Origin of the sequence: Rhodococcus sp. As11, assembly GCF_048957735.1 — a bacterium.
GTDB classification, from domain to species: Bacteria; Actinomycetota; Actinomycetes; order Mycobacteriales; family Mycobacteriaceae; genus Rhodococcus; species Rhodococcus gordoniae.
Genome location: NZ_JARDJE010000022.1, coordinates 29,125 through 54,817, shown reverse-complemented (window position 1 = coordinate 54,817; position 25,693 = coordinate 29,125). Strand labels below are relative to the sequence as shown.

The window sequence follows — 25,693 nt, the reverse complement described above, 5'->3', positions numbered from 1 at the left end:
GTCGAGAACCGGCCGATCACCGTCAGCCTCCGCCGGGAGCGTCCTCGTCGAGCAGGCCGTCGCGACCGAGCTGCTCCCGGTAGGCGACGCGACCGACGCGGTGCGCGATCACCGGTGCCGTGAGGACCATGAACATGCCCGCCAGCGCCATCATCCAGATGTCGACGGAACTGCGCAGGATGATCATCGCGCCACCCAGCACGAACAACAGACCCACCACCTGCGGCTTGGTGGCCGGATGCATGCGCGACAGGGTGTCGCGGAAACGGACCACGCCGATCGCGGCGGTCAGCGAGATCACCGTGCCGAGGATGATCAGGATGTGGGCGAAGGTGTCGAGGACGGTTGTCATTGTTCGTCACGCACCCGGAATCGAGCCACGGACACCGAACCGATGAAGCCGACCAGCGACAGCGCCACCGTCGCCGGCAGCACCGTGGTGTCGCGCGTGTACACCGCCCAGATCGCGATCCCGCAGATCCCCAGCGCGAGCAGCGCATCGAGGCCGACGAGCCGGTCGAGAGAGTTGGGACCTGCGATGACTCGGTAGGTGATCAGAAGCGCGGAGACGAACAACAGCGCCCCGGCGATCACGAGTGCCACGGTCATGTCAGCTCCTCCGTTCCGCTGCGCCAGGGGCTGGCCTGCCACTCCGACTCGCGTTCGAAAGTCCGGATGAGCAGGTGTTCGATCAACCGGGCGGAACGGTAGAAGTCGGTCACGGCCTTGTCGGTACTCACGTCGAGGACGTGCACGTACATGATCCGCCGTAACTGGTCGATCTCGAGCACCATGGTGCCCGGGATGTTGTTCATGATGTCCGTCCACAAGGTCAGCACGAGGTCGGACTTGATGATGAGCCGGCAGCGCAGCACACCGGTGACCGGCGGCGGTGCCGGCCGGATCGCGAGCCAGGCCACGTTGATCGTCGAGCGGATCGTCTCCACGAAGATCACCGCACCGAGGCGCAGGGCGGCCCCCACGTGCACGCGACCTTCGACGGGCACGCGCGGCAGCGGCAGCACGAACATCACGACGAGCGAGACGACCATGCCACCGAGGATGTTGGCGATGCTGAAGGTGCCCCACAGCAGCACCCAGACCAGGGTCGTCCATCCCAGAACGAACAGCCGCAGGACATTGGCGCGTTTCATCATTCCTGCTCACCCCCCAGTACGGCCTGGATGTACACCGAGCGGTCGCGCAGGTTCTCGGCGGCACGGTTGCTGATGTCGAGCAGCGGACCGGCGAAGACCGTCAACGACACGCCGATCACGACGAGCCCGATCGTGGGGACGAGCATCGCGGCCGGCATCCGACCGACGTCGGGGCGGTCCTCGAAGGAGATGTCCGTGGTGGATTCGTCGATCAGGGCCGACGGACCGATGTCGGCGAGGTCGCCCTCGGGTGCGTCGGCGCGAGCCCGCCAGAATGCCTTCGTCCAGATCCGGGCGACGACGTACAGCGTCAGCAGGCTGGTCAGCACACCGCCACCCACGAGGATCCAGGCGAGGACGGATCCGTTCTGCGCGCCGGCCTGCAACAGGGCCACTTTCCCGATGAATCCGGAGAACGGCGGGATACCGCCCAGGTTGAGCGCCGGGATGAGGAACAGGACCGCCAGCAGCGGACTCATGACCGCGAGACTGCCCAGGCGACGCAGGGACGCCGATCCGGCCTGGCGTTCGATGAGACCCACCACGAGGAACAGTGTGGTCTGCACGAGGATGTGGTGCCCCACATAGAAGACGGCTCCCGCGAGGCCGGTCTGCGACGACAGGGCGACACCGAAGACCATGTACCCGATATGGCTGACGAGAGTGAAGGACAGCAGACGCTTGGTGTCGTTCTGCGCGATCGCACCGAGAATGCCGACGATCATCGTGAGCAGCCCGGCGACGAGCAGGACGTCGTCGAGTTCGCCCCCCGGGAACAGCAGAGTGTGCGCCCGGATGATCGCGTAGACACCGACCTTCGTCAGCAGCCCGGCGAAGACCGCCGTGACCGGGGCCGGGGCGGTGGGATAGGAGTCGGGCAGCCACGACGACAGCGGGAACACCGCGGCCTTGATGCCGAAGGCCACGAGCAGCACGCCGAAGATCGCCGCCCGGGTGCCCGGTGTGATCTCGTCCATCCGCAGCGCCATCTGGGCGAGGTTCAGGGTGCCCGTGGCGGCGTAGGCGAAGGCGATGCCCAGCAGGAAGATCAGCGAGGACACCATCGAGACCATGACGTACGAGACGCCGGCGCGTACGCGGTCGGCGCTCGCACCCAGGGTCAGCAGGACGAACGATGCGGCGAGCAGCACTTCGAAGCCGACGAAGAGGTTGAACAGGTCACCGGCGAGGAAGGCGATGTTGACGCCCGCGGTGAGCGCCAGATAGGTCGGCAGGAAGATCGAGACGGGCTGTTGCTCGTTGCCGTCGTGGATACCCTGACCGACGGCGAACAGCATCACCGCCAGCAGCACGATCGCCGAGACGACCAGCATCAACGCGGACAGACGGTCGACGACCAGCGAGATGCCGATCGGCGCTTCCCACCCGCCGATCTGGAGTACGGCGATGCCGTCGGCGTCGGCGTAGTACAGCAGGGCCGCACACACCACGAGGGAGGCGACCAGCGCGACGACGGTGATCCACCGCTGGGCGCGGGGACGCCGGCCGACGATCAGTGTGGCAGCCGCGGCCAGCAGCGGGACGAGCACGGGAAGGGGAACGAGGTTCGCGACACCGAGGTTCATCGGCGTTCCCCCTTTCCGGTGCTCTCGTGGTTCCGGTCCGTCTCGTCGCGGTTCCGGGCGTAGGCCGAGTCGGTGGGATCGTCGAAATCCCCGTCGTGCAGATCCTCGTACGCCTCGAGATCCTCGATGTTCTTGAGCTGGTCGAGCGGGATGGGATTGCCCTCGGCGTCGAACGCGTCACCGCCCTTGCTCGGGATGCCGGTGAGGGGGTCGTCGGATCGGTCGCGCGAGGGCAGGTCGGCGATGCTGCGTCGCTTCGACACGAGGGTGTCCTCGGGGTCGTTCTCGATCTCGTCACGTGCCCGGAAGGTGTAGGAGCGGTAGGTCAGTGCCAGGACGAAGGCTGCGATACCCATCGTGATCACGATCGCGGTGAGGATCATCGCCTGGGCGAGGGGATCGGCCATGCCCTCGTTCAGGTTGCTCTCGACGCCGACGATCGGGGCATGGCCCGCGGGACCGCCGAGGGTGAGCAACAGCAGGTTGATGCCGTTGCCGGCCAGCAACAGGCCCAGCAGCATCTTGATGATGCTGCGTTCGAGCAGCAGGTACACACCGGACGCGACGAGTACACCGACGACGGCGAGGAGCGTGATGTTCGCGGTCATCGGCTCTCACCCACGGTCTCGGCGTCGAGGCGCGCACCGAGGCTGCGCAACACGTCCAGGATCAGGCCGACCACGATGAGATACACCCCCAGGTCGAAGAACAACGCGGTCACGAGTTTGATGTCACCGAGCACCGGCAGGGTCAACTCGACCGTGGCGGACGACAGCGCCGGGGCGCCGAGGAACATCGATACCAGTGCCGTTCCGGCGGCGAAGGTGAGTCCGAGGCCGAGGATCTTGCCGGCGTCGATGGGAACCGCCTCTCCGAGCTCGTAGCGTCCGCCGGCCAGGTACCTCAGGACGAGCGCGAGACCGGCGACGAGACCGCCCGCGAAGCCGCCACCGGGAGCGTTGTGCCCGGAGAAGAAGAAGTACACCGACAGAATCATCAGGGTGGGGAAGACCAGCCGGGTGGTGACCTCGAGGACCAGCGAGCGGTAGCGCGGATCGATGAGATCGCCGCCGAGCAGCCAGGTCGTCTCGTTGCTGGCGGAAACCGCGTCGAGCTGCGCTGCGGGAGCATCCGCCACACGCGGGGCGGTGCCGAAGCGGCGGGTGCGGAACACCAGGCTGGCCACGCCGGTCGCGGCGACCAGCAGCACCGAGATCTCGCCCAGGGTGTCCCAGGCGCGGATGTCGACGAGCAGGACGTTGACGACGTTCTTGCCGTCGCCACCGTAGTAGGCGGCATCGGGCAGCAGCAGCGAGATCGGATCGGTGGTGCGTGCCGCGACCGCGTAGGCGCCGATGCCGACGACTACCGCACCGACCGCGATGCCGAGCAGGGCGCGGGCGAACTTGCTGCCCATCACCGCAGCCGGGTCGGTCTCGGCGGGCAGCTTGCGCAGGACCAGCACGAACATCACGAGGGTGACGGTCTCGACGAGGAACTGGGTGAGCGCGAGGTCGGGGGCGCCCTGGAGCGCGAACAGCACCCCGAGCCCGTAGCCGGTCACGCCGACGACCAGCAGGGCGGCGAGGCGGTTGCGCAGTATCGTCGTCGTGATCGCGGCGACGATCATGAGCAGTCCCACGGCGAGCTGCCAGACCGAGTCCCATGCGCGTGTCGCGGGCATCACGCTCGTTCCGAAGAAGAACATCAGCACGGTCGGGAGTGCCACCAGGGTGACGAGGATCGTCGCCTGGGTCAGCGGCAGCGAACCGCGCTGCAGGAAGGCGGTCAGGCGCAGGGACAGGGTGTCCATGCCCTGCAGGGTCGCGTCGTACATCCGGTCGGCGTTGCCGAGCGGGGGATGCTCGAAGCGCAGGCGCGCGATGGTGCGGTGCGCGAGGAACAGCGCCGTGCCACCCGCGATCACCACGACGGTCAGGCCGAGCGGCAGAGTGAATCCGTGCCACAACGCAAGGTGGTACGGCTTCGCGAGGTCGGTGGGCAGTTCGTCGGCGTAGGGGGCGATCAGGTGATCGATCCACGAGCTCGCGAAGCCCGCGGCGAGACCGGCGAACGCGAGGACGCTCGGCGCGGTGAGCAGCAGCGGTCCGGGGGCGTGCAGGTTCTGCACCGAGGGGCTCGGCCGTTTGAGCTGCTTGCGGCCGAAGGCGCCCCAGATGAACCGGATGCTGTACGCGAGGGTGAGGATCGAACCCACCACGATGCCCGCGGTCATGGCGATCCGTGCCCAGTCGGGCAGCACCTCGGCCACCAGAGCCGACTCCAGCGCGGCTTCCTTCGCCACGAAACCGATGAACGGCGGTAGTCCGGCCATGCTCGCCGCCGCGAGTATCGCGATCACCATCAGATAAGGGGCAGCGGAACCGAGATGCGCGAGTTTGCGAATGTCGCGAGTGCCGGTGGAGTGGTCGATGATGCCGACCACCATGAACAGGCACGCTTTGAACAGTGCATGAGCGATGACCATCGCCAGGCCGGCCAGCGCCGCTTCCCGGCTGCCCGTGCCCACCAGGGCCGTGAGGAAACCGAGCTGGCTGACGGTGCCGAATGCGAGGATGAGCTTGAGGTCGAAGGCGCGGAACGCCCGCCAGCCGGCGAGGATCATCGACGCGAGACCGAGACCGATGACGATGGGGCGCCAGGCTGCGCTGTCGGCGAAGCCGGGTGCGAGCCGGGCCACGAGATAGATGCCGGCCTTGACCATCGCAGCGGCGTGAAGATATCCGGAGACCGGGGTGGGAGCGGCCATCGCGCCGGGCAGCCAGAAGTGCAACGGGACGACGGCGGACTTCGACAGTGCGCCGACGAGAACGAGCACCACCGCTACGCCGGCGAGCCACCCGTGGGGTGCCGCGGCGACGACGTCGGAGAGGTTGTAGCTGCCGACCATCTCGCCGAGGATGATGATGCCGACCAGCATCGCCAGGCCACCGGCTGTAGTGACGAGCAGGGCCTGGGTGGCGGCGCGCCGACTCGACGCTCGCTCGGCGTAGTGGCCCACGAGCAGGAACGACAGGACGGTCGTCAGTTCCCAGAAGATGTAGAGCAGCAACATGTTGTCGCTGACGACCAGGCCGAACATCGCGCCCGCGAAGGCGACCATCTCGGCGGCGAAGATTCCCAGGCGGGGCTCGTCGTCCTCGAAATAACGCGAACAGTAGAGCAGGATCAGCGAGCCGATGCCCAGGACGAGCACGCACATGATCGCCGCGAGCGTGTCGAAGCGCAGATCGATGTTCATCGACAGAGTCGAAGCCCACGCGATCTGCAGTTTCTGCTCGGTTCCCCAATTGGTGACGACCCAGCCGAGACTCGCGAGGGGCACCAGCGCGAGCGGCAGGAATGCGTTTCTCCCCATGACTCTGACCAGAAGCGGCGCCAGAAGAGCAGCAACCGCATGGGCGACGAGTATGGCGATCAAAAGGCACTCCGTCGGGGTCGGGCCTGTCGGCGGGTGAAACGGACTGCGGGTCGATAGGACTCGCAGTCGTCACAGCGGACGGCACACCGCCGAAACGGGGATCGCCCCGACATGCACGCCGCTCGCCGTCATCGGGCAAAACGGATTGTCCCTATCCTAATGGTTGTCTTCACACGCTTGCGAATCGGGTAGGTGAGAGCATCTAACGCACCTGCCACGCACAGATCACGGCGGCGGCGAACAATGCGAGCGCCGACCACTGTGGCTCCGCCGGCAGCATCCATACCGCTCCCACGACGGCCGTCGCCGGCACCGGCACCGCGAGCCCGAGCGCCGCGACGGAGGCCGAACCCGGCAACGACGCACCGAGCGCGAGACCGGTGCCCAGCGCGACGAGCGCGACCCGCACCGCGAGCGGAATGCCCTCGCCGATCTCCTCCGGCCACCACACCGTCGCCGCCGAGATCGACGCGGCGAGCAGCAGCCCGGGAAGCGCGTACGGCAGGGAGGAGGCGAGCCGGACCCCGGCGACCACCGCGGCCACCGCGACGAGCGACACCCACCACGGCACGCTCGCCGACCGCATGCCCGACCACAACTCCACGAGCACGGGGTATGCCGCGGCCACGGCGCCGGTGACCGCGAGGACGAACCGGTCGTCGCCGGGTGGGACGAGACGCGCGACGATCTCGGCGCCGACGACCGCCACGGCGAGCGCGCCACCGGCGATCAGCCACGGGAGCACACCCGTGCCGGTCGCGCGGGAGCCCACGAATTCACCCAGCAGTCGGTACCCCAGGGAGAGCACCACTGCGGCGGTCACCACGATCGCGAGCAGTCGCGGATCGGCCCGCTGCACGCGCAGGCCGGCGGGCACCGTCAGCGCGGCGGCGACCGTTGCGACGAGTGCGAAGGCCAGTGCCCATTGCGGCACCGTCCAGCGCAGCGCGTGGACGGGAACCTCGGAGCCCACGGCCGCGGCGGTGAGGAAGGCCGCCCACCCGCCGGCGATCAGGGCCCACTGGCCGGTCGCCGAGCCCCACGAGCCCGCGGTCGCCGCCCCGAGCAGCACACCGGTGATCGCCGCGATCACCCATCCGACGACGGTCAGGCTGTCGGCCGAGATACCGGCGGGAACGAGATACCGAACCGAGCCGAGGACCACGACCGACGCGGCGGCCAGCATCCATGCGGTGCGCCGGGAGCCGGTCCGCTGAAGCCCGGCCGCCGAGAGGACGGCCAGCGCGGCGGTGACCACGGGAGCCCACTCGCTGCGGGCACCTTCCGGCAGGACCGACTCACCCGCGGCCGGGACGAGGATCGCGACCGCAGCCGCGAGGAAGGCCGCGAGGACGGCTGCCGGACCGGCGACGCGGACCGCGGTGGAGACGGGCATCTCAACGGCCCTCCGCGTAGGCCTGCAGATGCGCGACCTGTTCGGGATCGAGTGAGGGCCGCACTTTCTCCCGGGCCGTCGCGACGTCCTTCGCGGTGACGACGGCGGCATCGACGTTGCGCCGCATCGCCGCGAGCGCGGCCTCGCGCAGCAGCGCCGAACAGTCCGCGGCCGAATAACCGTCGAGTCCGGCGGCGAGTTCGTCGAGGTCGACGTCGTCGTCGAGCGGCACCGAACGGCCCGCGGTCTTCAGGATCGCGGCGCGGGCGTCGGCGTCCGGCGGCGGCACGAACACGAGCCGTTCGAGCCGGCCTGGACGCAGCAACGCCGGATCGATCAGGTCGGGCCGGTTGGTCGCTCCCACCACCACGACGTCGCGCAGCGGCTCCACACCGTCGAGTTCGGTGAGCAGCGATGCGACGACCCGGTCGGACACCCCGGAATCCGAGCTCTGTCCGCGGCGCGGCGCGAGCGCGTCGATCTCGTCGAGGAACACCAGGGCCGGTGCCGAGTTGCGGGCACGCTCGAACAGTTCGCGCACCGCCTTCTCGGAGGCACCCACCCATTTGTCCATCAGTTCGGCGCCCTTGACGGCGTGGACGCTCAGGCGCCCGGTGCCGGCGAGAGCGCGGACGAGATAGGTCTTGCCGCACCCGGGCGGGCCGTACAGCAGCACGCCGCGCGGCGGATCGACACCGAGACGCTCGAACGAATCCGGGTGCTGGAGGGGCCACAGCACGGCTTCGGTCAGGGCCTGTTTCGTCTCGACCATGTCGCCGACGTCGTCGAGGCTCACGCTGCCGATCGCAAGTTCCTCCGTGCCCGAGCGCGACAGCGGGCGGATCACCTCGAGGGCGCCGATCAGGTCGTCCTGGACGAGCGACGGTTCGTCGTCGTCGCGGTTCGCCCGGGACGCCGCGCGGAGTGCGGCCTCGCGGCACAGCGCCGCGAGGTCGGCGACGACGAAGCCGGGGGTGCGACCCGCGACGGCGGTGAGGTCGAGGTCGGTGGAAGGCACCGACCGCAGCAGCACGTCGAGCAGGGCGCGGCGGGTCGCGCCGTCGGGCAACGGCAGGGACAGTTCGCGGTCGCAGATCTCTGGTGCCCGCAGCCGGGAGTCGACGTCGTCGGGATGTGCGGTGGTCGCGACGAGCACCGCACCCTCGGTGTCGACGACCCGCCGTAATTCGTCGAGGATCAACGTCGCGACGGGTTCGGTGTCGGCCGGCAGCACGGCGTCGACGTCGGTCAGCAGCAGGACACCACCGCCGCGCACCGATTCGGCCGCGGCGGAGATCCGGCGGAGCCGTTCGTCGGCGGCGAGCGCACCGACGCCCGGTCCGTCGACCTCCACCAGACGCCGGCCCGAGACGACCGATCGCACGAAGGTCGCCTTGCCGACTCCGGCGGGACCGGTGACGAGCACGCCGAGATGCGGCGACGCACCGAGAGTGCGCAGCAGTTCGGGTTCGTCGAGCGAGAGGGTGAGCCATTCGGACAGCTTCGCGACCTGGGCCTGCACACCCACGAGATCCTCGACCGGTGGCGCCGGTGGTGCCGGCGGCGGCGTGGCGGCCGGTTCGGGCCGGACGGTCGCGGAGGAGGAGGCGACGAATCCGGAGACGGACGGCACGGAGGTGGACGGCAGGGCACCCGGGCCGCCACCCCACACCACGGCGGTGTTCGGCTGCACGCTCACCGGCCCGGCCGGATCGACCGACGAGACGGTGAGCAGTTCGGTGGTCCATGCGATCGCGAACGTCCGTGAGAGCGCCCGCGTCGTCTCGGCGTTGCTCGTGCCCGGTCCCAGATCGCGCGGCAGCAACGACACCGCGTCGCCGACGGTGAGGACCTTGCCGAGCAGTGCCTGACGCAGCGTGGTCTCGGGGATCGACTGCCTGGCGAGGGCGGATCCGGTGACGGTCACCGTGCGCGCGCCGTACACCGTCACGGGCGCGACGACGACGGTCGCGTCCTCCTTCAGGCCCGTGTTCGACAGCACCACGTCGTCGAGCAGGATCGTGCCGGTGGGGGTGCCGGCCGGTGCGAGACCCGCCACGACCGCTGTGCGACGCGCCCCCACCAGCGCGATCGCGTCCCATTCCCGTAGGCCCAGCGCGGCCAGCGCTTCGGGGTGCAGACGCACGACACCGCGCCGCGCGTCGGCGGCGGAGGTGTTGAGCCGGACGGTGAGTGAGAGTTGTGGGGTGGTCACCCCGCCGAGCCTAGAACGTGACTAGCGTCCTCGCGGGTCGTGCATGTCATCGCCCTCGCGGACGGCGCAGCCCGAGTCGCGCCTGAGATCGTGCCGTCGTGGCGACGCGCCGGGCCGCGACGCGACGCGGACGTTCGGCGCGGTTACGCGCGCGCAGGGCCCGTCGTTCCGAGGGCTTGATGTCCCAGGTCTCGGGCCGGGCCGCAACCCAGCGCCGGGACCGCACCGCGAAGGGGATGTGCGCGAGGTAGACCGCGACCAGCACGAGCATGAGGATGAAGGGGTAGGTGACCAGCGCGGCCGCAGCCACCGCGACCAGCACGAGCAGCACGACTGCGAGTCGTGCGGGCACCGACGCCGACTTCATCGCGAAGGTCGGGAGCCGGCTGACCGCGAGGCCTGCCGTTGCGAGGGTCCACAGCGCGACCAGAGCGTAGGTGGTCCACCAGCCGTCGCCCCACTGGATGTATGCCGCGACCGGCGCGAGCGCGACGAGGGCGGCCGCCGGGGCGGGCACGCCGACGAAGTACTCGCGGGCGTAGGCGGGGACGCTGTCGTCCTCGAGGAGGGTGTTGAAGCGCGCGAGCCGCAGGATCAGGCTCACCGCGTAGAGCAGGGCGACGATCCAGCCGAAGGGGCTGCCGTCGAGCATCGTCACGTACAGCACCAGCGCCGGTGCCACACCGAACGCGACGGCATCGGACAACGAGTCGAGTTCGGCGCCGATCTTGCTGGTCGCGTCGAGCATGCGGGCGATGCGGCCGTCCAGCGAGTCGAGGACCGCCGCGGCGCCGATCATGCCGAGAGCGGTACCGAATTCCCCGTCGAGCGCGAACTTCACCGCCGACAGACCGGCGGAGAACGCGAGGATGGTGATGACGCTCGGCAACAGGCGGACGACATTGGACCGATTGCGGGACCGTGCGGTCGCGGCCGCGCGCGCACCCTGCGTAGGCGGACTCACGACAGCGTGGGCAGCTGAGCGAGAACGGTCTCGGCGCCGATCGTGCGCTGACCGCGTTCGACCAGCACAGTGCTCCCGGCCGGCAGGTAGGTGTCGACCCGGGAACCGAAACGGATCAGGCCGTAGGTGTCGCCGATCGGCAAGGTGTCGCCGATCTGCGCGTCGTTGACGATGCGACGGGCCAGCAGCCCGGCGATCTGGACGACGGCGACCTCGGCGCCGTCGCGGGTCTCGATCAGCATGCTGGTGCGCTCGTTGACCTCGCTCGCGTCGGCGAGATCGGCGGAGAGGAACTTGCCCGGCGTGTGGACCACCGAGCGGACGGTGCCGCCGACGGGGCTGCGCTGTACGTGCACGTCGAGGACGGACAGGAAGATGCTGACCCGGGGGCGCTCCTCGCTGCCGAGCCCGAGTTCGGCGGGCGGCACGGCGTGGTCGACGAGAGCGATCTCGCCGTCGGCGGGCGCGACGACCACACCGGCGCGGTTCGGGGGCACACGGTGCGGATGCCGGAAGAAGGTGGCGCACGCCAGTGCCGATGCGAGACCGGCGCGGCGCAGCCAGGGCTTACGGCGGCCGAGGGTCGCCACGGCCAACGGAGCGGCGACGAAGGGGATGCCGCCCGGATGCATAGGCGGTACGACATGTCTGACCAGGTCGACCATGTGGGCTACCCCGCTGGTGGGGGGTGTTCCGGCGGGCGTCGGCTTACGTGCCACGGGCTCCTCTTATCGCTGGCGATCGGTGTGCTGTGGACCGCAGTGGACCCGCCCGACGAACGGGCGGGTCCTGTCGGTCCACAGGCACTCCAGCGTACGTGAGCCGAGGGTGGAAGGTCAGACCCGCGCGGCCGTCTCGATCTCGTTCTTGAGACGCGCGAGGGTCGCGTTCATCCCCCTCGTCAGTTCGTCGTCGAACGCCTCGGTGCCGCCGAGAACATACTTCACCAGGGTCTGCGAGAGTGTGCTGGTCCCGGTGGGGGCTTCGCGCCGCTGGGTGACGCGGGTGCCGGTCGCGGTGGGTTCGAGGGTGAACGACCAGATCGTGCGGTTCTCGTTGATCCGGAAGCTCAGGTGGCGGCCGGGTTCGAAGGCGACGACCTTCGCGGTGGTGGGCCACACGAGCAGGCCCTTCTTGTTGATGTTGATCGTGGTGGTGCCGGCGGACACCGGCCCGCCGCGCACGATCATCCGGCGGCACTGCGGGCTCCATTCGCCCATCCGCTTCAGATCGGACACCACGCGCCACACCTGCTCGGGGGAGGCGGCGATCTCGATCGTGGCCTCGAGGGTCTTCGACACGTGTACTCCTGTTCTCGGGGGACCGGGTCCCGTGTATCCGCTACCTGAGGTAACAGGATCGCCGCCGATCCTAACGGACGATGTGAGTGCGGTCACGTCCCGGTGGGGCCGGGTTCGGTCAGGCGCAGGAACGCCCCGAGCTCGATCAGACCGTCGGGAGTCGACGGGAGGTGATCGGTCAGCGCACCGGACCGGACGATCACTGCCGTCCATTCGCCGCGCGAGAGTGCCACGTTCGACCGGTTGCGGGACAGCAGGAACGACATCCCCCGTGGCACGTCCTCGACGGCGGAGGCCGTCATCGACACGAACACCATCGCAGCCTGGCGCCCCTGGAACTTGTCGACCGTGCCCACCTGCACCCGGTGCAGACCCGCCGCGGCGAGATCCTGTCGCAGGCGGGTGACCTGAGCGTTGTACGGCGCGACCACCAGGACGTCCTCCTCGCCCAGGGGCCGCGGCGGCGAGTCGGCGTCGTCCGTCCACGCGGAGCCGAGCACGCCCGCGATCCCGTGCACGATCTCGGCGCTCTCCTCGGGCGAGCAGGTCGCGTTGCCCTCGTGGGCCACCTCGATCAGACGGACACCGGGCGGGACGCCGTCGAGCGCGCGACGTGCGGTGACCTCGGTCTTCGAGTGCAGTCGTCCCTCGTAGGACAGGTCGGACACCCGCGCGCACAGATCCGGGTGCATCCGCCATGTCACCGGCAGGAAATAGCCGAGGTCGGCGGGCAGCGCACCGTGCCCTTCGGCGAGCCACCCGAGGGCGGATTCGTCGACCGGCTCGGGGTGGGTGCCCTGGGAGACCTGGGGAAGTTGCCGGGGGTCGCCGAGCAGCAGCAGATTCGACGCGGCCGTGGCCACGGCGATGGTGTGGGCGAGACAGAACTGTCCGGCCTCGTCGATCACCAGCAGGTCGAGGCTGCCGGGAGCGATGCAATTCGGATTCGTGAAGTCCCAGGCCGTTCCGCCCACCACGTAGCCGGCGGTGGATGTACCGATATGTGCCGCAAGCGTCTTCGCGTCCGGGAAGGCGGCCCACGTCGGTTCCGGGTTCTGGCATTTCGCCTTGGCGACCCGCTCGCCCGGCACTCCCGCCGCGACGATGCCGGCCAACATGTTCTCGACCACCGAGTGCGACTGCGCGACCACGCCGACACGCCAACCGTGCTCGTTCACCAGCGACGCCACGACGCGGGCCCCGGTATACGTCTTGCCGGTGCCGGGCGGACCCTGCACCGCCAGATACGAATCGTCCAGGGCGAGAACGGCCGTGACGATGGTGTCCGTCGTATCGTCACCGAGAGGTGGCAACGCGGCGCCGGAGCGCAGACGGGGAGGGATGCGGCGCAGCACATCCACCGCCGCGGTCGACGGCAGCGCCGGCAATCCGCTGCACATCGCCTCGGCGGCGGAAGCGATCGCCGCGTCGATGTTCTTCGCCGCGATGGGCGCGCCGGGCGTGACGGCGACCGGCAGTGCGGAGTACTCCTCGTCCGTCCGCAACAGCTCGTCGACGACGAGCACGTCGGGATGCTCCGTCCCCGTGGTGCGTTCGACGACCTTGCCGCGCGACCACGCGCGCGTCCCGGCGCCGCCGTCGGGCAATCCGTCCGGCCCCGGCGCGTCGTACAGCAGGAAGACGTCCTGATCGGCCCGCAACGCGCTGCCCGGTTCGAGTTCGCCGGCGAGGCGCAACCGGCGCCGGAGCAGTCGCTGCCGGGAGGTGGCCTTGTGCCAGTCGGTCTCGACGGCGGCCGTCGCCGCGACCAGCGTGTCGCGGCCGTCCGCCCATTCGTCCGGCGCCGTGGACAGACGATCGAAGTGCGCCCACCAGAACGGTTTCCGCTCGCGCCGGTGATAGCCCACGGCCGCGGCCACGAGGGCGGCGGCCTGCTGCTCGGGGGTGCGGTGGCCCGCCGGCGCCCCACCGACGAATTCGAGCAGTTTCGTCTCCGCGGGGTGCGCTTCCGCGTCGGGGGCGGCCTCGTCGTGCGTCACCTCGCTCGGGAAGACGCCGTAGTCGCGGGCGTGGGTGAGCAACCAGTCGCGCAGGCGCAGTGTCGAGACGCAGTCGTCCTCGTTGTAGGAGGCGATCGATGCGAGTTCGTGCTCCGCCTCCTCGTGGCGTCCGGCGTCGCGCAGTGCGCAGTAGTCCGCGTACGCGACGATCGAGGCGCCCGCGTCGACGACATCCCCCTCGCGCGCCTCGGCGTCGCCGGTGTAGAGCGGTTCGAGTTCCTTCAGCCCGTACGCCCGGGCACCCACGCGGATCGAGTTGCGCACCACGGGATACAGGTCGACGAGGACACCCTCGCGCAGCAGGTCGTCGACGATCTCCTCGCCGACGCCGTACCGGCCGGCCAGCCGCAGCAGAGCCGTCTTCTCGTAGGGGGCGTAGTGGTAGATGTGCATCTTCGGGTGCCGGCGCCGGCGGTCGGTGACGTAGTCGAGGAAATCCAGCAGCGCCTGTCGCTCCTGCCGGCGGTCGTGCGCCCAGAACGGCCGGAAGACCGGTGCGTCGGCGGTGCCCTCCACGACACCGAACAGGTACTCGAGTCCCCATTCGGAACTGCCGCCCTCGGACCACAGCGGGTCGCCTTCGAAGTCGAAGAAGATGTCGCCTTCGTCGGGGGCGGGCAGGACGCCGAGCGGGGTGGCATCGTAGACCTCGGCGTAGGGGGCGCCCTGCTTCTCCTCCTCGAGCTGGGCCCGTGCCTGCGCCCGCAGGGTGTCGAAGGTGCGGCGCGCCATCCCGCCGACGGGTGTCTCACGTGCGGCGAGATCGTCGATGGTCGACACGCCCGCGTCGATCAGCCGCAGCCGCTGGGTGCTGCGCATCCCGGCGACCAGCAGCAGGTCGCGGTTCCGCTCGATCTCCGGGGCGCACTCGTCGCAGCGACCGCACGCGGTGTGCCCGCCCGATCCCCACCGCGCCGGTCCGGTGGCAGCGCGGTGCGACGTGAGAAGGGTTTCGAGACAGTCGCGTCGGTACCGGTAGACCGGCAGGACCTCCGCGAGCGGGTAGGAGGCGATCGAACCGTTGCCCAGGACGAGATGTACGTGGGAGGACACCGGAGTCCCGGTGCGGGCGAGGGCGTCCGCGTAGGCGGCGAGCTGCAGGAGGGCCTCGACCTTCGCGTGCCGGGACAGTGTGCTGTCGTACACGGCGTAGCCGTCGTCCTCGCGGACGAGGAAGTCGGAGAAGCCGATCATGCCGGCCGGATCCGGGCCGGTCTCGAAGAACGCACCCTGACAGACGACGGGTGCGCCGGCGCGAACGGCCTCGAGGGTGGCCTGCGCGGCTTCCGCGAGGGCCTGCGCGGTGTGGGCGGGCCGGGGGATCTCGACGACCTCGTCCGTGCCCACCTGCGCGCGGAACCGGTCGAGGATGTGCTGTTCGTGGTGTCCGCCGAGTGCGGCGACGCGTTCGAGCATCGCGTCGGGTTCCGCCTCGGGGCGGGGGACGCGGCCCAGTACCGAGTCGAACGTGCGGAGCAGTGCGAATTCGCACGATGCGGCGCGGGTGAGATCTCCGGCGCCGAACATCAGCCTGTCGTCGAGCAGAAACATCGGCGGCTCCGTCTCCGGCGTGCGGGATGCCCGGGATGGGCACGGCTCGTCCCGACTATCGCAGACAGGTCGGACCCGCCGGACCGTTGTTTCCGCGCTTACCGGGCACACTGCGGCGGCCGGGCCCGCCCTCGATCCCGAGCGCGGTGCGCACCGCCAGCACTATGCCCCACGGAACGACGACCCAGATCGGCCAGAAATAGATCGGCGACATGGTGCCCAGCGACACCAGCGCCCACACCGCGAGATTGATCGATCCCACCGCCGCCCAGGCGCCCCACTCGATGCGTTGGTGGAGCGGCAGGCGCAGACGTGTGACTGTGTTCCCGGCGGGCCGGGGCGGGGTGGGAGCAGGCGTGGGCGGCAGGTCGGCGAGGACGGCGCCGGCGTCGTCCCGTGTCGTGGCGCGGTAGACCAGGGCGACGCGCTCGTCGAACTCGGTGATGGTCAACCGTCCGGCGGTGAGGTGGTGCCCCAGTCGCTCGACGATCGTCTCGCGCTCGGCGTCGGAGATGCGGAGCGGTGGGCCCGCGGTGCCGGTACGGGTCGGGGCGGCGGGGGATGTGTGTTCCATGGTGCCCTCCGGGATCTTCCACAATGGAATGTCGCCTGGTTCCAGGGTGGATATGCCACAGTGGAATGTCAAGTGTTTTCGGTGCCCGGATCGAGAAAGGAACCGGCCATGACCGGACGACCCCTCAACGCCACCGCCGCGTCACTGCTCGGGTTCCTCCACGAAGGCCCCAAAACGGGCTGGGACCTGGTATCCACCGCGCAGACCCGCATCGGCAAGTTCTGGTCGCTGACGACGAGCCAGGTCTACCGGGAACTGGCCACGATGGAACGGCAGGGCCTGATCGAGGCGGGTGAGAAGGGGCCGCGCGACCGCAAGCCCTTCCTGTTGACCGACGCCGGGCGCCGGGCCTTCGCCGAATGGATCGACCGCGAACCGGGCGACGAGAACATCAGGCACCCGCTGCTGCTGACCGTCGCCTTCGGCGATCACCTCCCGCCCGAGCGCCTCGCCGCGATGCTCGCCGACCATCGACGCAGACACGAGGAGCAACTCGCCGATTACGAACGGGAGGCGGCTGCGGACATCCTCCCGCCGCACGCCGGAGCGACACTCGATTTCGGCATCCTCTACGAACGGGCGGTCCTCGACTGGTTCGACCGCGTGCGCGACCGGCTCGGAACCGGTCCGGTCAGCGCAGCGGATCGAACGCCTTGAGCAAGGGATCCGGCTCACCGGTCATCGATCCGGCGAGCAGCCTGCCGGTGAGGGGGCCGAGCGCCACGCCCCACATCCCGTGCCCGCCGGCGACGTACACCCGATCCGAGCGGGTACGGCCGATCAGCGGGAGCCCGTCCGCCGTACACGGCCGCGAGCCCACCCACTCCTCGGTACGCCCGTCCCAGTCGACCTCGCGCAGCAGCGGACGTGTCGCGTCGACGATCGCCCGGATGCGCCGCGGGTCGAGTGGGGCGTCGGGGCTGCGGAACTCCATCATTCCCGCAACACGGAACCTGTCGTGGAGGGGTGTGCACGCCACCCGCTGCGCGGGGAAATAGACCGGGTTCTTCGGAATGCTCGGAGGTCGCACGCTGAAGCTGTAGCCGCGACCGGCCTGGACCTGTGTGCGCACACCGAACGACCGGGCGAGCGCTCCCAGCCACGCCCCGTTCGCGAGCACCACGGCATCCGCCGAACGCGGGTCCCCGCCGGCGACGACGACGTCCACCCCGCGACCGGTGTCGCGCACCTCCTCCACGTCGGCGCCCGTGACGATCTCCGCGCCCCGTGCGCGCACGGCGTGCGCCAGCGAGGCAACGAACCGAGGCGGGTCGATGAACCGTTGTCCCCGGATGCGGATACCCACCCGCACCGCGTCCCCGAGCAGCGGTTCGAGCGAATGCAGCGTGTCGGTGTCGAGCAGGTCGAAGTCGATCTCGCTGCCGGCGGTGCGCGCGTGTTCGAACTCCTCGACCAGCACGCGACGGTCGTCGTCCGAGGTGAACGCCGCCAGGAACGGATCGGCCACTCGCGTCGGCTCGGTGACGATCGTGCCCCCGGAACCGCGGGCGAGATCGTCGTAGGCACCCAGGGCGAGGCGATTGGCGCGCGCGAAGATCTCCATCGACGACGTCCAGCGCCGCGTCGTGCAGTGGCGGGCGAAGTCGGCGAGGAAACGCAACAGCCGCAGATCGGTCGTAGGCGGCACGTACACCGGCGACGACGGCCGGAACATCGACCGCAGCCCGTAGCGCAGCACTGCCGGCTCGGGCAGCGGCAAGGTCAGTGCCGGCGCGAGCCACCCGGCGTTGCCCCACGAGGAGTCGCCCGCCACCCCGACCCGGTCGAGCACCGTGACCTCGATGCCGCGCTCCTGCAGGAACCATGCGGTGGACAAGCCCACGATTCCCGCACCGACGACCACCGTCCGACGAACCGTCATCGCAACCTCCTGTGAACGACGAAGCCTGCACCTCCATCATGGACCCGGAAGCGCGAACGGGCCGGGTTCGCGAACGGCTTACTATTTCCGGGGAAGTTCTGCTTGTGGAAAGGGAACCCGGAATGAGTACGAACGTCGAACAGCGTGAATTCCAGGCCGAGACGCGACAGTTGCTGGATCTGATGATCCACTCGATCTACTCGAACAAGGACACCTTCCTGCGCGAGTTGATCTCCAACGCGTCGGACGCCCTGGACAAGCTCCGGCTGGAGTCGTTCCGCGACAAGGATCTCGAGGTCGACACCTCCGACCTGCACATCGAGCTCGAGGTCGACAAGGACGCGCGCACCCTGACCGTGCGCGACAACGGCATCGGCATGAACCGCGAGGAGGTGGTCGATCTCATCGGCACCCTCGCGAAGTCCGGTACCGGCGAACTCCGTCAGAAGTTGCGCGAGGCCAAGGACGCCGCGGCCTCCGAGGAGCTGATCGGTCAGTTCGGTATCGGCTTCTACTCGTCGTTCATGGTCGCCGACAAGGTCACCCTCGTCACGCGCAAGGCGGGGGAGAAGACCGGTACACGCTGGGAGTCCAGCGGCGAATCCACCTACACCATCGCCGAGGTCGACGACGCTCCGCAGGGCACCTCGGTGATCCTGCATCTCAAGCCCGAGGACGCCGAGGACCACCTCTTCGACTACACCTCGCAGTGGAAGCTCGAGGAGATCGTCAAGAAGTACTCGGATTTCATCGCCTGGCCCATCCGCATGGAGGTCTCGCGCACCACGAAGACGGAGGACGGCACCGACGAGGTCACCTTCGAGAACAAGACCCTCAACTCGCAGAAGGCGCTGTGGGCACGCTCGAAGGACGAGGTCTCCGAGGAGGAATACACGGACTTCTACAAGCACATCGCCCACGCCTGGGACGAGCCGCTCGAGGTCATCCCGCTCAAGGCCGAGGGCACCTTCGAGTACCAGGCGCTGCTGTTCATCCCGGAACACGCGCCCTTCGACCTGTTCGCGCGCGAACGGCGGACCGGGGTGCAGCTGTACGTCAAGCGCGTGTTCATCATGGACGACTGCGAGGATCTCGTCCCCGAGTACCTGCGTTTCGTCAAGGGTGTCGTCGACGCGCAGGACCTGTCGCTCAACGTCTCTCGTGAGATCCTGCAGCAGGACCGGCAGATCCGGGCCATCCGGCGCCGCCTGACGAAGAAGGTGCTCTCGACCGTCAAGGACATGGCTGCGAACGACCGGGGCAAGTACCGGACGTTCTGGCGCGAGTTCGGCCGGGTCGTCAAGGAAGGCCTGATCTCCGACACCGACAACCGCGACACGCTGCTGGCGATCTCGTCCTTCGATTCCACCGCGAGCGAGGAGGAGCAGACCACGCTCGCCGAATATGTCGAGCGCATGAAGGACGGCCAGGACGAGATCTACTACCTGACCGGCGAGTCGCGGCACCTGCTCGAGAACTCCCCGCACATGGAGGCGTTCCGGGACAAGGGCATCGAGGTCCTGCTCCTGACCGACCCGGTGGACGAGATGTGGGTGACCTCCGTTCCGGAGTTCGAGGGCAAGCGCTTCCAGTCCATCGCCAAGGGCGACGTCGATCTCGGGACGGAGGACGAGAAGAAGATCGCCGAAGCCGAGCGCGAGGAGAAGGAGAAGGAGTTCGGCGACCTGCTGTCGTGGATGAAGGAGACCCTCGACGAGCACGTCAAGGACGTGCGCCTGTCGTCGCGCCTGACGACCTCCCCGGCGTGCATCGTCGGCGACACCTTCAGCATGTCGCCCGCCCTCGAGCGGATGTACAAGGCGTCGGGCCAGCCGGTGCCGCGGGTCAAGAGGATCCTCGAGCTCAACCCCGGCCATCCGCTCGTGTCGGGTCTGCGCACCGCCCGGGAGCAACGCCCGGACGACGCCACCCTCGCCGACGTCGCCGAACTGCTCCACGGCATGGCGCTGATCGCCGAGGGTGGCGAGGTCGAGGACCCGGCACGCTTCACCCGCCTGCTCGCCGAGCGTCTCGCCGGCAGCGTGTAGGCCGAGCGTTTCTCCGCGAGTCACCGCGCGGATAGGCTCGACGCATGACGCATGTGGACGGGGTGTTGTTCGATATCGAGGGTGTGCTCGTCACCGAGTGGCAGCCCGTCCCGGGCGCGGCGGACGTCCTGGCACGCTTGCGTGCCGACGGCGTCCGCCGCGCCTTCCTCACCAACACCACCTCGCGTACGTGTGCCGAGATCGCGCAGCGGCTCACGGATCTGGGGATGGAAGTGGCGCCGGACGAGATCGTCACGGCGGTGTCCCTCACCGTCGACCATGTCCGGCAGACCTATCCGGGTCTGCGCTGCTGGGTCCTCAACGAGGGCGACATCGCACCGGATCTCGACGGTCTCGTCCTGGACGCGGACGATCCGGAGGTGGTGATCCTCGGTGGAGCGGGAGATGCCTTCACGCATCGGGCGATGAGTCGCGTCGCCGAACTGATGCTCGAGGACGTCCCGGTGGTCGCGATGCACCGGGCGCTCGCCTGGCAGGCGGCCGACGGGCTGCGGATCGACACCGGTGTCTACCTGGCGGGACTCGAGGAACTCACCGGACGGTCGGTGGTGGCGGTGGGCAAGCCGTCGCTGCGCGGCTTCCTCGTGGCGTCGGAGCGGATGGGCGTCGAACCCGATCGGATGGTGGTCGTCGGGGACGATCTCGCCGGGGAGGTCGTGCCCGGTCAGCGCCTCGGGATGACGGGAATCCTGGTGCGCACCGGCAAGTTCCGGCAATCGGTTCTGGACCTGGCCGTCGATCGTCCCGACCACGTCGTCGACTCGGTCGCAGATCTTCCCGGACTTCTCGCCGGCCTGTGACACGTGGTGTCGCGTGAGACGGATGTGATCGGTACCCTACCGCCGGGGCGCTCGCCCCGTTCAGCGCAGACGCAGCCTTTCGCGTAGAGGCACTCCAGTGCAGAGGAGCCGTTCTTGTCCATTCGTTCCTTCCGTTCCGTTCTCACCGCGCGCCGTTCGTTCCGGGCAGGTGTACTCGTCGCCGTCGGTGTGGCCTCGGCCGCGCTCTTCGGTGGCGGTACCGCCACGGCCGCGCCGGTGACCTGCGTGTCGCCTCCGTCTGCCAACGACATCCTCGTGTCCGATACCGCCAGTTGCGGCGCGACGGCCGAGGGTGCGTTCGCTCGGGCGTATGCGGCCGACAGCGGCACCGCGGTGTCCGTGGCCGAGTCGGCCGGCGCAGCCGAAGCCCACGCGACGGGCTTCGGCACGGCGCTCAGCGCTGCCCGAGACGGCGGTCGTTCGTTCGCGTACGCGCTCGGCGGGGGATTGAGCCACTCGTGGGCCCAAGGTCCGGCGACGACCCTGTCGGTGGCCGGCTGGGGTTCGGGCGCGACGGCCGACACCACCGGCGTCACGTGCGTCGGCGCCCAGTCGTTCGCGGTCAACACGGCAACGGGGCAGTGGTGCGCCGTGGGTGTCGGTTCGACACCGCGGTGAGTGAGGGCGTAGTAGCTCTTCCACGGATTTCGTGACGGGGGTGGCGGGTGCCGGTAATCTTGCACTCGCCACCCCCGAGTGCTAAGAATGCACTTAGCACTCGCAACACGTGAGTGCCAGGTCGGTAGGGTGAGACCGGGTTTTCGACACCCCTGGTCGTCCGTCGCGGGCACTGCTTCCGGCCGAAGGCGTACATGGAGCGATCCGACGAGCGATCGCTCCGGTGTCACCCCATACCCGGAGGATCACTTCGCAATGGCCAAGATCATCGCGTTCGACGAAGAGGCCCGTCGCGGCCTCGAGCGTGGCCTCAACAGCCTCGCCGACGCAGTCAAGGTGACGTTGGGCCCCAAGGGTCGCAACGTCGTTCTCGAGAAGAAGTGGGGCGCCCCCACGATCACCAACGACGGTGTCTCCATCGCCAAGGAGATCGAGCTCGAGGATCCGTACGAGAAGATCGGCGCCGAGCTGGTCAAGGAAGTTGCCAAGAAGACCGACGACGTCGCGGGTGACGGCACCACCACCGCTACCGTGCTCGCCCAGGCGCTCGTCCGCGAGGGTCTGCGCAACGTTGCCGCGGGTGCCAACCCCCTCGGCCTGAAGCGCGGCATCGAGAAGGCCGTCGAGGCCGTCACCGCCAAGCTGCTCGACACCGCCAAGGAGGTCGAGACCAAGGAGCAGATCGCTGCCACCGCGGGCATCTCCGCCGGCGATCCCGCGATCGGTGAGCTCATCGCCGAGGCCATCGACAAGGTGGGCAAGGAAGGTGTCATCACCGTCGAGGAGTCGAACACCTTCGGCCTCCAGCTCGAGCTGACCGAGGGTATGCGCTTCGACAAGGGCTACATCTCGCTCTACTTCGCCACCGACGCAGAGCGTCAGGAGGCCGTGCTCGAGGATCCCTACATCCTGCTCGTCAGCTCCAAGATCTCCACGGTCAAGGACCTGCTGCCGCTGCTCGAGAAGGTCATCCAGTCGGGCAAGCCGCTGCTGATCATCGCCGAGGACGTCGAGGGTGAGGCTCTGTCCACCCTGGTCCTCAACAAGATCCGCGGCACCTTCAAGTCGGTCGCCGTCAAGGCCCCGGGCTTCGGCGACCGCCGCAAGGCCCAGCTCGCCGACATCGCCATCCTCACCGGTGGCGAGGTCGTCAGCGAAGAGGTCGGCCTCTCCCTCGAGACCGCCGGCATCGAGCTGCTCGGCCAGGCCCGCAAGGTCGTCGTCACCAAGGACGAGACCACCATCGTCGAGGGCGCGGGCGATCCCGACGCCATCGCCGGTCGCGTCAACCAGATCCGCGCCGAGATCGAGGCGTCGGATTCGGACTACGACCGCGAGAAGCTGCAGGAGCGCCTCGCGAAGCTGGCCGGCGGCGTCGCCGTCATCAAGGCCGGTGCCGCGACCGAGGTCGAGCTCAAGGAGCGCAAGCACCGCATCGAGGACGCCGTCCGCAACGCGAAGGCTGCCGTCGAGGAGGGCATCGTCGCCGGTGGTGGCGTGGCTCTGCTGCAGGCCGCTCCGGTTCTCGACGACCTCAAGCTCGAGGGCGACGAGGCCACGGGTGCCAACATCGTCAAGGTCGCCCTCGAGGCGCCGCTGAAGCAGATCGCCTTCAACGCCGGCCTCGAGCCCGGCGTCGTCGCCGAGAAGGTCCGCAACCTCGAGGCCGGCCACGGCCTCAACGCTGCGACCGGCGACTACGAGGACCTGCTCGAAGCGGGCATCAACGACCCGGTCAAGGTCACCCGCTCGGCGCTGCAGAACGCTGCGTCGATCGCGGCCCTGTTCCTGACCACCGAGGCCGTCGTCGCCGACAAGCCGGAGAAGGCCGCCGCTCCCGCGGGCGACCCCACCGGCGGCATGGGCGGCATGGACTTCTGATCCGCCCGTAGAGCCACGCGAGGCCCGATCCCACTCCGGTGGGGTCGGGCCTCGTGCTCTTCCCCAATCGTTCCGGCCGCTCGTACCGAACGATGACACATCCGTTACGAAACGGACTCGGCACACGATGAATGTCCCGACAGTGCCACTGCATCCGGTTCCCGGCGGTTCGTGCCGATCCGGCGCCGGACGGCAGTGTGCAGGCAGACGGATCCACGAGGGGAGAGAACATGCGGTCGTCCCGGTTGCGACGGGTACTGCTCACGATGGCGGTGGCAACGTCGATGGTGCTCGCGGCTGCTGGAGGCGCCGTCGCGCGGCCGGGAGAGGCCGGCGAACAGCTGGTGGGGGAGTTGACCTCCGTCGAGCGCGAAAGCGACCGCACCGTGATCGCGAACGTCTACTCGCCGTCGATGGACAAGGTGATCCCGCTCCGGGTCCGGACACCCGCCGACGCGAGCGAACCCCGTCCCACGCTCTATCTGCTCAACGGCTCGGGAGGCGGTCAGGGGATCGCCACCTGGGAGAGGCAGACCGACATCGAGGACTTCTTCTCCGACAAGAACATCAACGTCGTCACGCCCCTCCTGGGTGGGTACAGCTACTACACCGACTGGCAGAACGACGATCCCGTGCTCGGCCGCAACAAGTGGACGACCTTCCTGACGCGCGAACTCCCGCCGGTCGTCGACGCGCAGTTCGGGACGTCGGGCCGCAACGCCATCGCAGGCGTGTCCATGTCGGGTACGTCGGTTCTCGGCCTCGCGACGGCAGCGCCCGAGTTGTACGAGGCGGTCGGGGCGTACAGCGGGTGCGCCGAGACGAGCACGCCGCTCGGGCAGTCGTACGTGCAGGCCGTCGTGCGGGTCAAGGGCGGCGATCCCGAGAACATGTGGGGCCCGGTGGGGGACGCGGGATGGATCGAGAACGATCCGTACCTCCACGCGGAGAAACTTCGCGGGATCGACGTGTACATCTCGTCGGGCTCGGGTCTGCCCGGTGAGTACGAGCGGCTCGGGGCCCGGTCGGTGAACAACGACCCGATCGGACTCGTCGGTCAGGTGGTCGTCGGCGGCAGCATCGAGGCAGCCGTCCATCACTGCACGCAGCGGATGGCACAGCGCCTCGGGGAACTGGACATTCCCGCCCACATCGACATCCGCCCGGCGGGCACGCATTCGTGGGACTACTGGGAGGACGATCTGCGCAACTCGTGGCCGGTGCTGTCCGAGGCGGTCGGACTGTAGGGGTCCTTCCGCGACTCGCCGAATGCCCGGTTCGACCTCTGTCGAGCCGGGCATTTCCGTTCGGTGGCATATTTCCGGTGGACCGGGCAACTCGCCCATAACTGTTCGGGAACGGGATGAAACGGGTCGATCGGAAATATCGAATCCGAAGCGAATCGATCGGTACGAACGTTCCATTTTCTTATTCGAGTACTCTGAACTGCTGATTTACGGGGACTCTTCGGGTGAATCTGCGAGTGTGAAAGTCATCACACCAGTTTTTTGCATTCTCGGGTCGCGAAAGCTCGACGAATGTGACCAGAATCTATTCGAGCCCGATGGAATCCGGTCGGATTTCCGGGTGGGCGTAAAGCGATCGGACGAAATCCGTTCGATATGCGATCGGACGAAGGAGATTCTCATGGAGATCATCGAACTCATCGGCTCCGCCCTCGAACTGCTCGGCGGCACCGAACTTCTGGGCACCCTGCTCGACAGCGGCAGCGCTCTGCTGGGCAGCGCCCAGTCGTAGTGGTTCGCGACTGCCGCTGCCACCTGCACAACATGCGACCCCCGATGATGTCCATCGGGGGTCGCATGTTCTTCGGGCCGGGATGTCGATCAGTGTTCGGGGACGATCATCCACAATGCGAGGTAGAGCAGTACGGCGGTGCCACCCGTGACGAAGGCTGTGAGGAGTGCGCCTGCGCGCACGAGGTTGAGGTCGATGCCGAAGTACTCGGCCAGTCCTGCGCACACGCCACCGAGCATGCGCTGGGACGAGGAGCGGGTGAAGGGGCGGGGTGTCCGGTTCTCGAAGTTCATGCATTCATCCTGTCGCCGAGACGATCCCGCCACATCCGGGAACGGCCCGGATCTTCACCCTGATCTTCGACTCGGGGTCGACCGGACTCTCGCCGGGGAGTGCTGGAATCATCCTGGACAACTCGTCGCCCGGCGTGCTCGGAAGCCGCGAGGATACCCGAGAT

Annotated in this window: 21 protein-coding genes; 6 read left to right on the top strand and 15 right to left on the bottom strand. The window is 68.7% G+C overall.

The window, feature by feature from the left end:
- Positions 1-22: 22 nt before the first annotated feature.
- From mnhG to PV766_RS20535, 13 genes are all read right to left on the bottom strand, one after another.
- On the bottom strand, positions 23-352 hold the full coding sequence (gene mnhG / locus PV766_RS20595; protein WP_421097761.1) for a monovalent cation/H(+) antiporter subunit G: 330 nt from the start codon (positions 350-352) through the stop codon (positions 23-25).
- Entirely contained in the window at positions 349-609 is a 261-nt protein-coding gene (locus PV766_RS20590; RefSeq protein ID WP_016932485.1) for a monovalent cation/H+ antiporter complex subunit F, read from the bottom strand. Before PV766_RS20590 ends, mnhG begins: the two co-directional genes overlap by 4 nt.
- Positions 606-1,154 carry a Na+/H+ antiporter subunit E gene (locus PV766_RS20585; RefSeq protein ID WP_421097778.1) on the bottom strand — a complete coding sequence of 183 codons (549 nt, stop codon included), beginning with the start codon at positions 1,152-1,154 and terminating at the stop codon, positions 606-608. The genes PV766_RS20590 and PV766_RS20585 overlap by 4 nt, the downstream gene beginning before the upstream one ends.
- Positions 1,154-2,743, bottom strand: a complete 1,590-nt coding sequence (locus PV766_RS20580; protein WP_016932483.1) for a Na+/H+ antiporter subunit D — start codon at positions 2,741-2,743, stop codon at positions 1,154-1,156. The genes PV766_RS20585 and PV766_RS20580 overlap by 1 nt, the downstream gene beginning before the upstream one ends.
- Positions 2,740-3,351: a Na(+)/H(+) antiporter subunit C gene (locus PV766_RS20575; protein ID WP_421097760.1), complete on the bottom strand. Its 612-nt coding sequence runs from the start codon at positions 3,349-3,351 to the stop codon at positions 2,740-2,742. Before PV766_RS20575 ends, PV766_RS20580 begins: the two co-directional genes overlap by 4 nt.
- A complete protein-coding gene (locus PV766_RS20570; protein WP_255161523.1) occupies positions 3,348-6,185 on the bottom strand; it encodes a Na+/H+ antiporter subunit A in 2,838 nt (945 codons plus the stop codon). Before PV766_RS20570 ends, PV766_RS20575 begins: the two co-directional genes overlap by 4 nt.
- Positions 6,186-6,387: 202 nt before the next feature.
- Positions 6,388-7,581: a hypothetical protein gene (locus PV766_RS20565; protein WP_421097759.1), complete on the bottom strand. Its 1,194-nt coding sequence runs from the start codon at positions 7,579-7,581 to the stop codon at positions 6,388-6,390.
- A gap of 1 nt (position 7,582) precedes the next feature.
- The gene (locus PV766_RS20560) at positions 7,583-9,796 is read right to left on the bottom strand and encodes an AAA family ATPase (RefSeq protein WP_421097758.1); all 2,214 of its coding nucleotides are present in this window, start codon (positions 9,794-9,796) and stop codon (positions 7,583-7,585) included.
- 46 nt (positions 9,797-9,842) lie between these two features.
- The gene (locus PV766_RS20555) at positions 9,843-10,760 is read right to left on the bottom strand and encodes a CDP-alcohol phosphatidyltransferase family protein (RefSeq protein ID WP_129977483.1); all 918 of its coding nucleotides are present in this window, start codon (positions 10,758-10,760) and stop codon (positions 9,843-9,845) included.
- Complete coding sequence (locus tag PV766_RS20550; protein ID WP_026002919.1) at positions 10,757-11,479, bottom strand: phosphatidylserine decarboxylase; 723 nt, start codon at positions 11,477-11,479, stop codon at positions 10,757-10,759. Before PV766_RS20550 ends, PV766_RS20555 begins: the two co-directional genes overlap by 4 nt.
- Before the next feature lie 117 nt (positions 11,480-11,596).
- Entirely contained in the window at positions 11,597-12,061 is a 465-nt protein-coding gene (locus tag PV766_RS20545) for an SRPBCC family protein (protein WP_129977482.1), read from the bottom strand.
- A gap of 92 nt (positions 12,062-12,153) precedes the next feature.
- On the bottom strand, positions 12,154-15,633 hold the full coding sequence (locus PV766_RS20540) for a TM0106 family RecB-like putative nuclease (RefSeq protein WP_421097757.1): 3,480 nt from the start codon (positions 15,631-15,633) through the stop codon (positions 12,154-12,156).
- A gap of 55 nt (positions 15,634-15,688) precedes the next feature.
- A complete protein-coding gene (locus PV766_RS20535) occupies positions 15,689-16,207 on the bottom strand; it encodes a DUF1707 SHOCT-like domain-containing protein (RefSeq protein WP_129977480.1) in 519 nt (172 codons plus the stop codon).
- 108 nt (positions 16,208-16,315) lie between these two features.
- On the opposite strand from PV766_RS20535, the gene PV766_RS20530 reads away from it, so the two are divergent.
- Positions 16,316-16,864: a PadR family transcriptional regulator gene (locus PV766_RS20530; RefSeq protein WP_129977479.1), complete on the top strand. Its 549-nt coding sequence runs from the start codon at positions 16,316-16,318 to the stop codon at positions 16,862-16,864.
- Here PV766_RS20530 and PV766_RS20525 read toward each other — a convergent pair.
- Complete coding sequence (locus PV766_RS20525; RefSeq protein ID WP_064062657.1) at positions 16,839-18,089, bottom strand: NAD(P)/FAD-dependent oxidoreductase; 1,251 nt, start codon at positions 18,087-18,089, stop codon at positions 16,839-16,841. The genes PV766_RS20530 and PV766_RS20525 overlap by 26 nt on opposite strands.
- Positions 18,090-18,211: 122 nt before the next feature.
- Between PV766_RS20525 and htpG the strand changes: the two genes are divergently transcribed.
- The 5 genes from htpG (at position 18,212) to PV766_RS20500 (ending at position 24,725) form a co-directional block, all read left to right on the top strand.
- On the top strand, positions 18,212-20,137 hold the full coding sequence (htpG, locus tag PV766_RS20520) for a molecular chaperone HtpG (protein ID WP_421097756.1): 1,926 nt from the start codon (positions 18,212-18,214) through the stop codon (positions 20,135-20,137).
- Positions 20,138-20,181: 44 nt separating this feature from the next.
- A complete protein-coding gene (locus tag PV766_RS20515; protein ID WP_421097755.1) occupies positions 20,182-20,958 on the top strand; it encodes an HAD-IIA family hydrolase in 777 nt (258 codons plus the stop codon).
- A gap of 114 nt (positions 20,959-21,072) precedes the next feature.
- Positions 21,073-21,597, top strand: a complete 525-nt coding sequence (locus PV766_RS20510) for a DUF6764 family protein (RefSeq protein WP_129977476.1) — start codon at positions 21,073-21,075, stop codon at positions 21,595-21,597.
- Between the two features lie 255 nt (positions 21,598-21,852).
- The gene (groL, locus tag PV766_RS20505) at positions 21,853-23,478 is read left to right on the top strand and encodes a chaperonin GroEL (RefSeq protein WP_016932760.1); all 1,626 of its coding nucleotides are present in this window, start codon (positions 21,853-21,855) and stop codon (positions 23,476-23,478) included.
- A 230-nt stretch (positions 23,479-23,708) separates the two neighbouring features.
- Positions 23,709-24,725, top strand: coding sequence for an alpha/beta hydrolase (locus PV766_RS20500; protein WP_421097754.1), 1,017 nt, complete (start codon positions 23,709-23,711; stop codon positions 24,723-24,725).
- Between the two features lie 600 nt (positions 24,726-25,325).
- Here PV766_RS20500 and PV766_RS20495 read toward each other — a convergent pair.
- On the bottom strand, positions 25,326-25,529 hold the full coding sequence (locus tag PV766_RS20495; RefSeq protein ID WP_064062654.1) for a PspC domain-containing protein: 204 nt from the start codon (positions 25,527-25,529) through the stop codon (positions 25,326-25,328).
- Positions 25,530-25,693 lie beyond the last annotated feature (164 nt).

Coding starts and splice junctions, on each gene's coding strand:
- PV766_RS20495 (WP_064062654.1), bottom strand. CDS start 25,529: ATGAACTTCGAGAACCGGACACCCCGCCCCTTCACCCGCTCCTCGTCC.
- PV766_RS20590 (WP_016932485.1), bottom strand. CDS start 609: ATGACCGTGGCACTCGTGATCGCCGGGGCGCTGTTGTTCGTCTCCGCG.
- PV766_RS20565 (WP_421097759.1), bottom strand. CDS start 7,581: ATGCCCGTCTCCACCGCGGTCCGCGTCGCCGGTCCGGCAGCCGTCCTC.
- PV766_RS20515 (WP_421097755.1), top strand. CDS start 20,182: ATGACGCATGTGGACGGGGTGTTGTTCGATATCGAGGGTGTGCTCGTC.
- PV766_RS20500 (WP_421097754.1), top strand. CDS start 23,709: ATGCGGTCGTCCCGGTTGCGACGGGTACTGCTCACGATGGCGGTGGCA.
- PV766_RS20535 (WP_129977480.1), bottom strand. CDS start 16,207: ATGGAACACACATCCCCCGCCGCCCCGACCCGTACCGGCACCGCGGGC.
- mnhG (WP_421097761.1), bottom strand. CDS start 352: ATGACAACCGTCCTCGACACCTTCGCCCACATCCTGATCATCCTCGGC.
- groL (WP_016932760.1), top strand. CDS start 21,853: ATGGCCAAGATCATCGCGTTCGACGAAGAGGCCCGTCGCGGCCTCGAG.
- PV766_RS20585 (WP_421097778.1), bottom strand. CDS start 1,154: ATGAAACGCGCCAATGTCCTGCGGCTGTTCGTTCTGGGATGGACGACC.
- htpG (WP_421097756.1), top strand. CDS start 18,212: ATGAGTACGAACGTCGAACAGCGTGAATTCCAGGCCGAGACGCGACAG.
- PV766_RS20525 (WP_064062657.1), bottom strand. CDS start 18,089: ATGACGGTTCGTCGGACGGTGGTCGTCGGTGCGGGAATCGTGGGCTTG.
- PV766_RS20530 (WP_129977479.1), top strand. CDS start 16,316: ATGACCGGACGACCCCTCAACGCCACCGCCGCGTCACTGCTCGGGTTC.
- PV766_RS20540 (WP_421097757.1), bottom strand. CDS start 15,633: ATGTTTCTGCTCGACGACAGGCTGATGTTCGGCGCCGGAGATCTCACC.
- PV766_RS20580 (WP_016932483.1), bottom strand. CDS start 2,743: ATGAACCTCGGTGTCGCGAACCTCGTTCCCCTTCCCGTGCTCGTCCCG.
- PV766_RS20575 (WP_421097760.1), bottom strand. CDS start 3,351: ATGACCGCGAACATCACGCTCCTCGCCGTCGTCGGTGTACTCGTCGCG.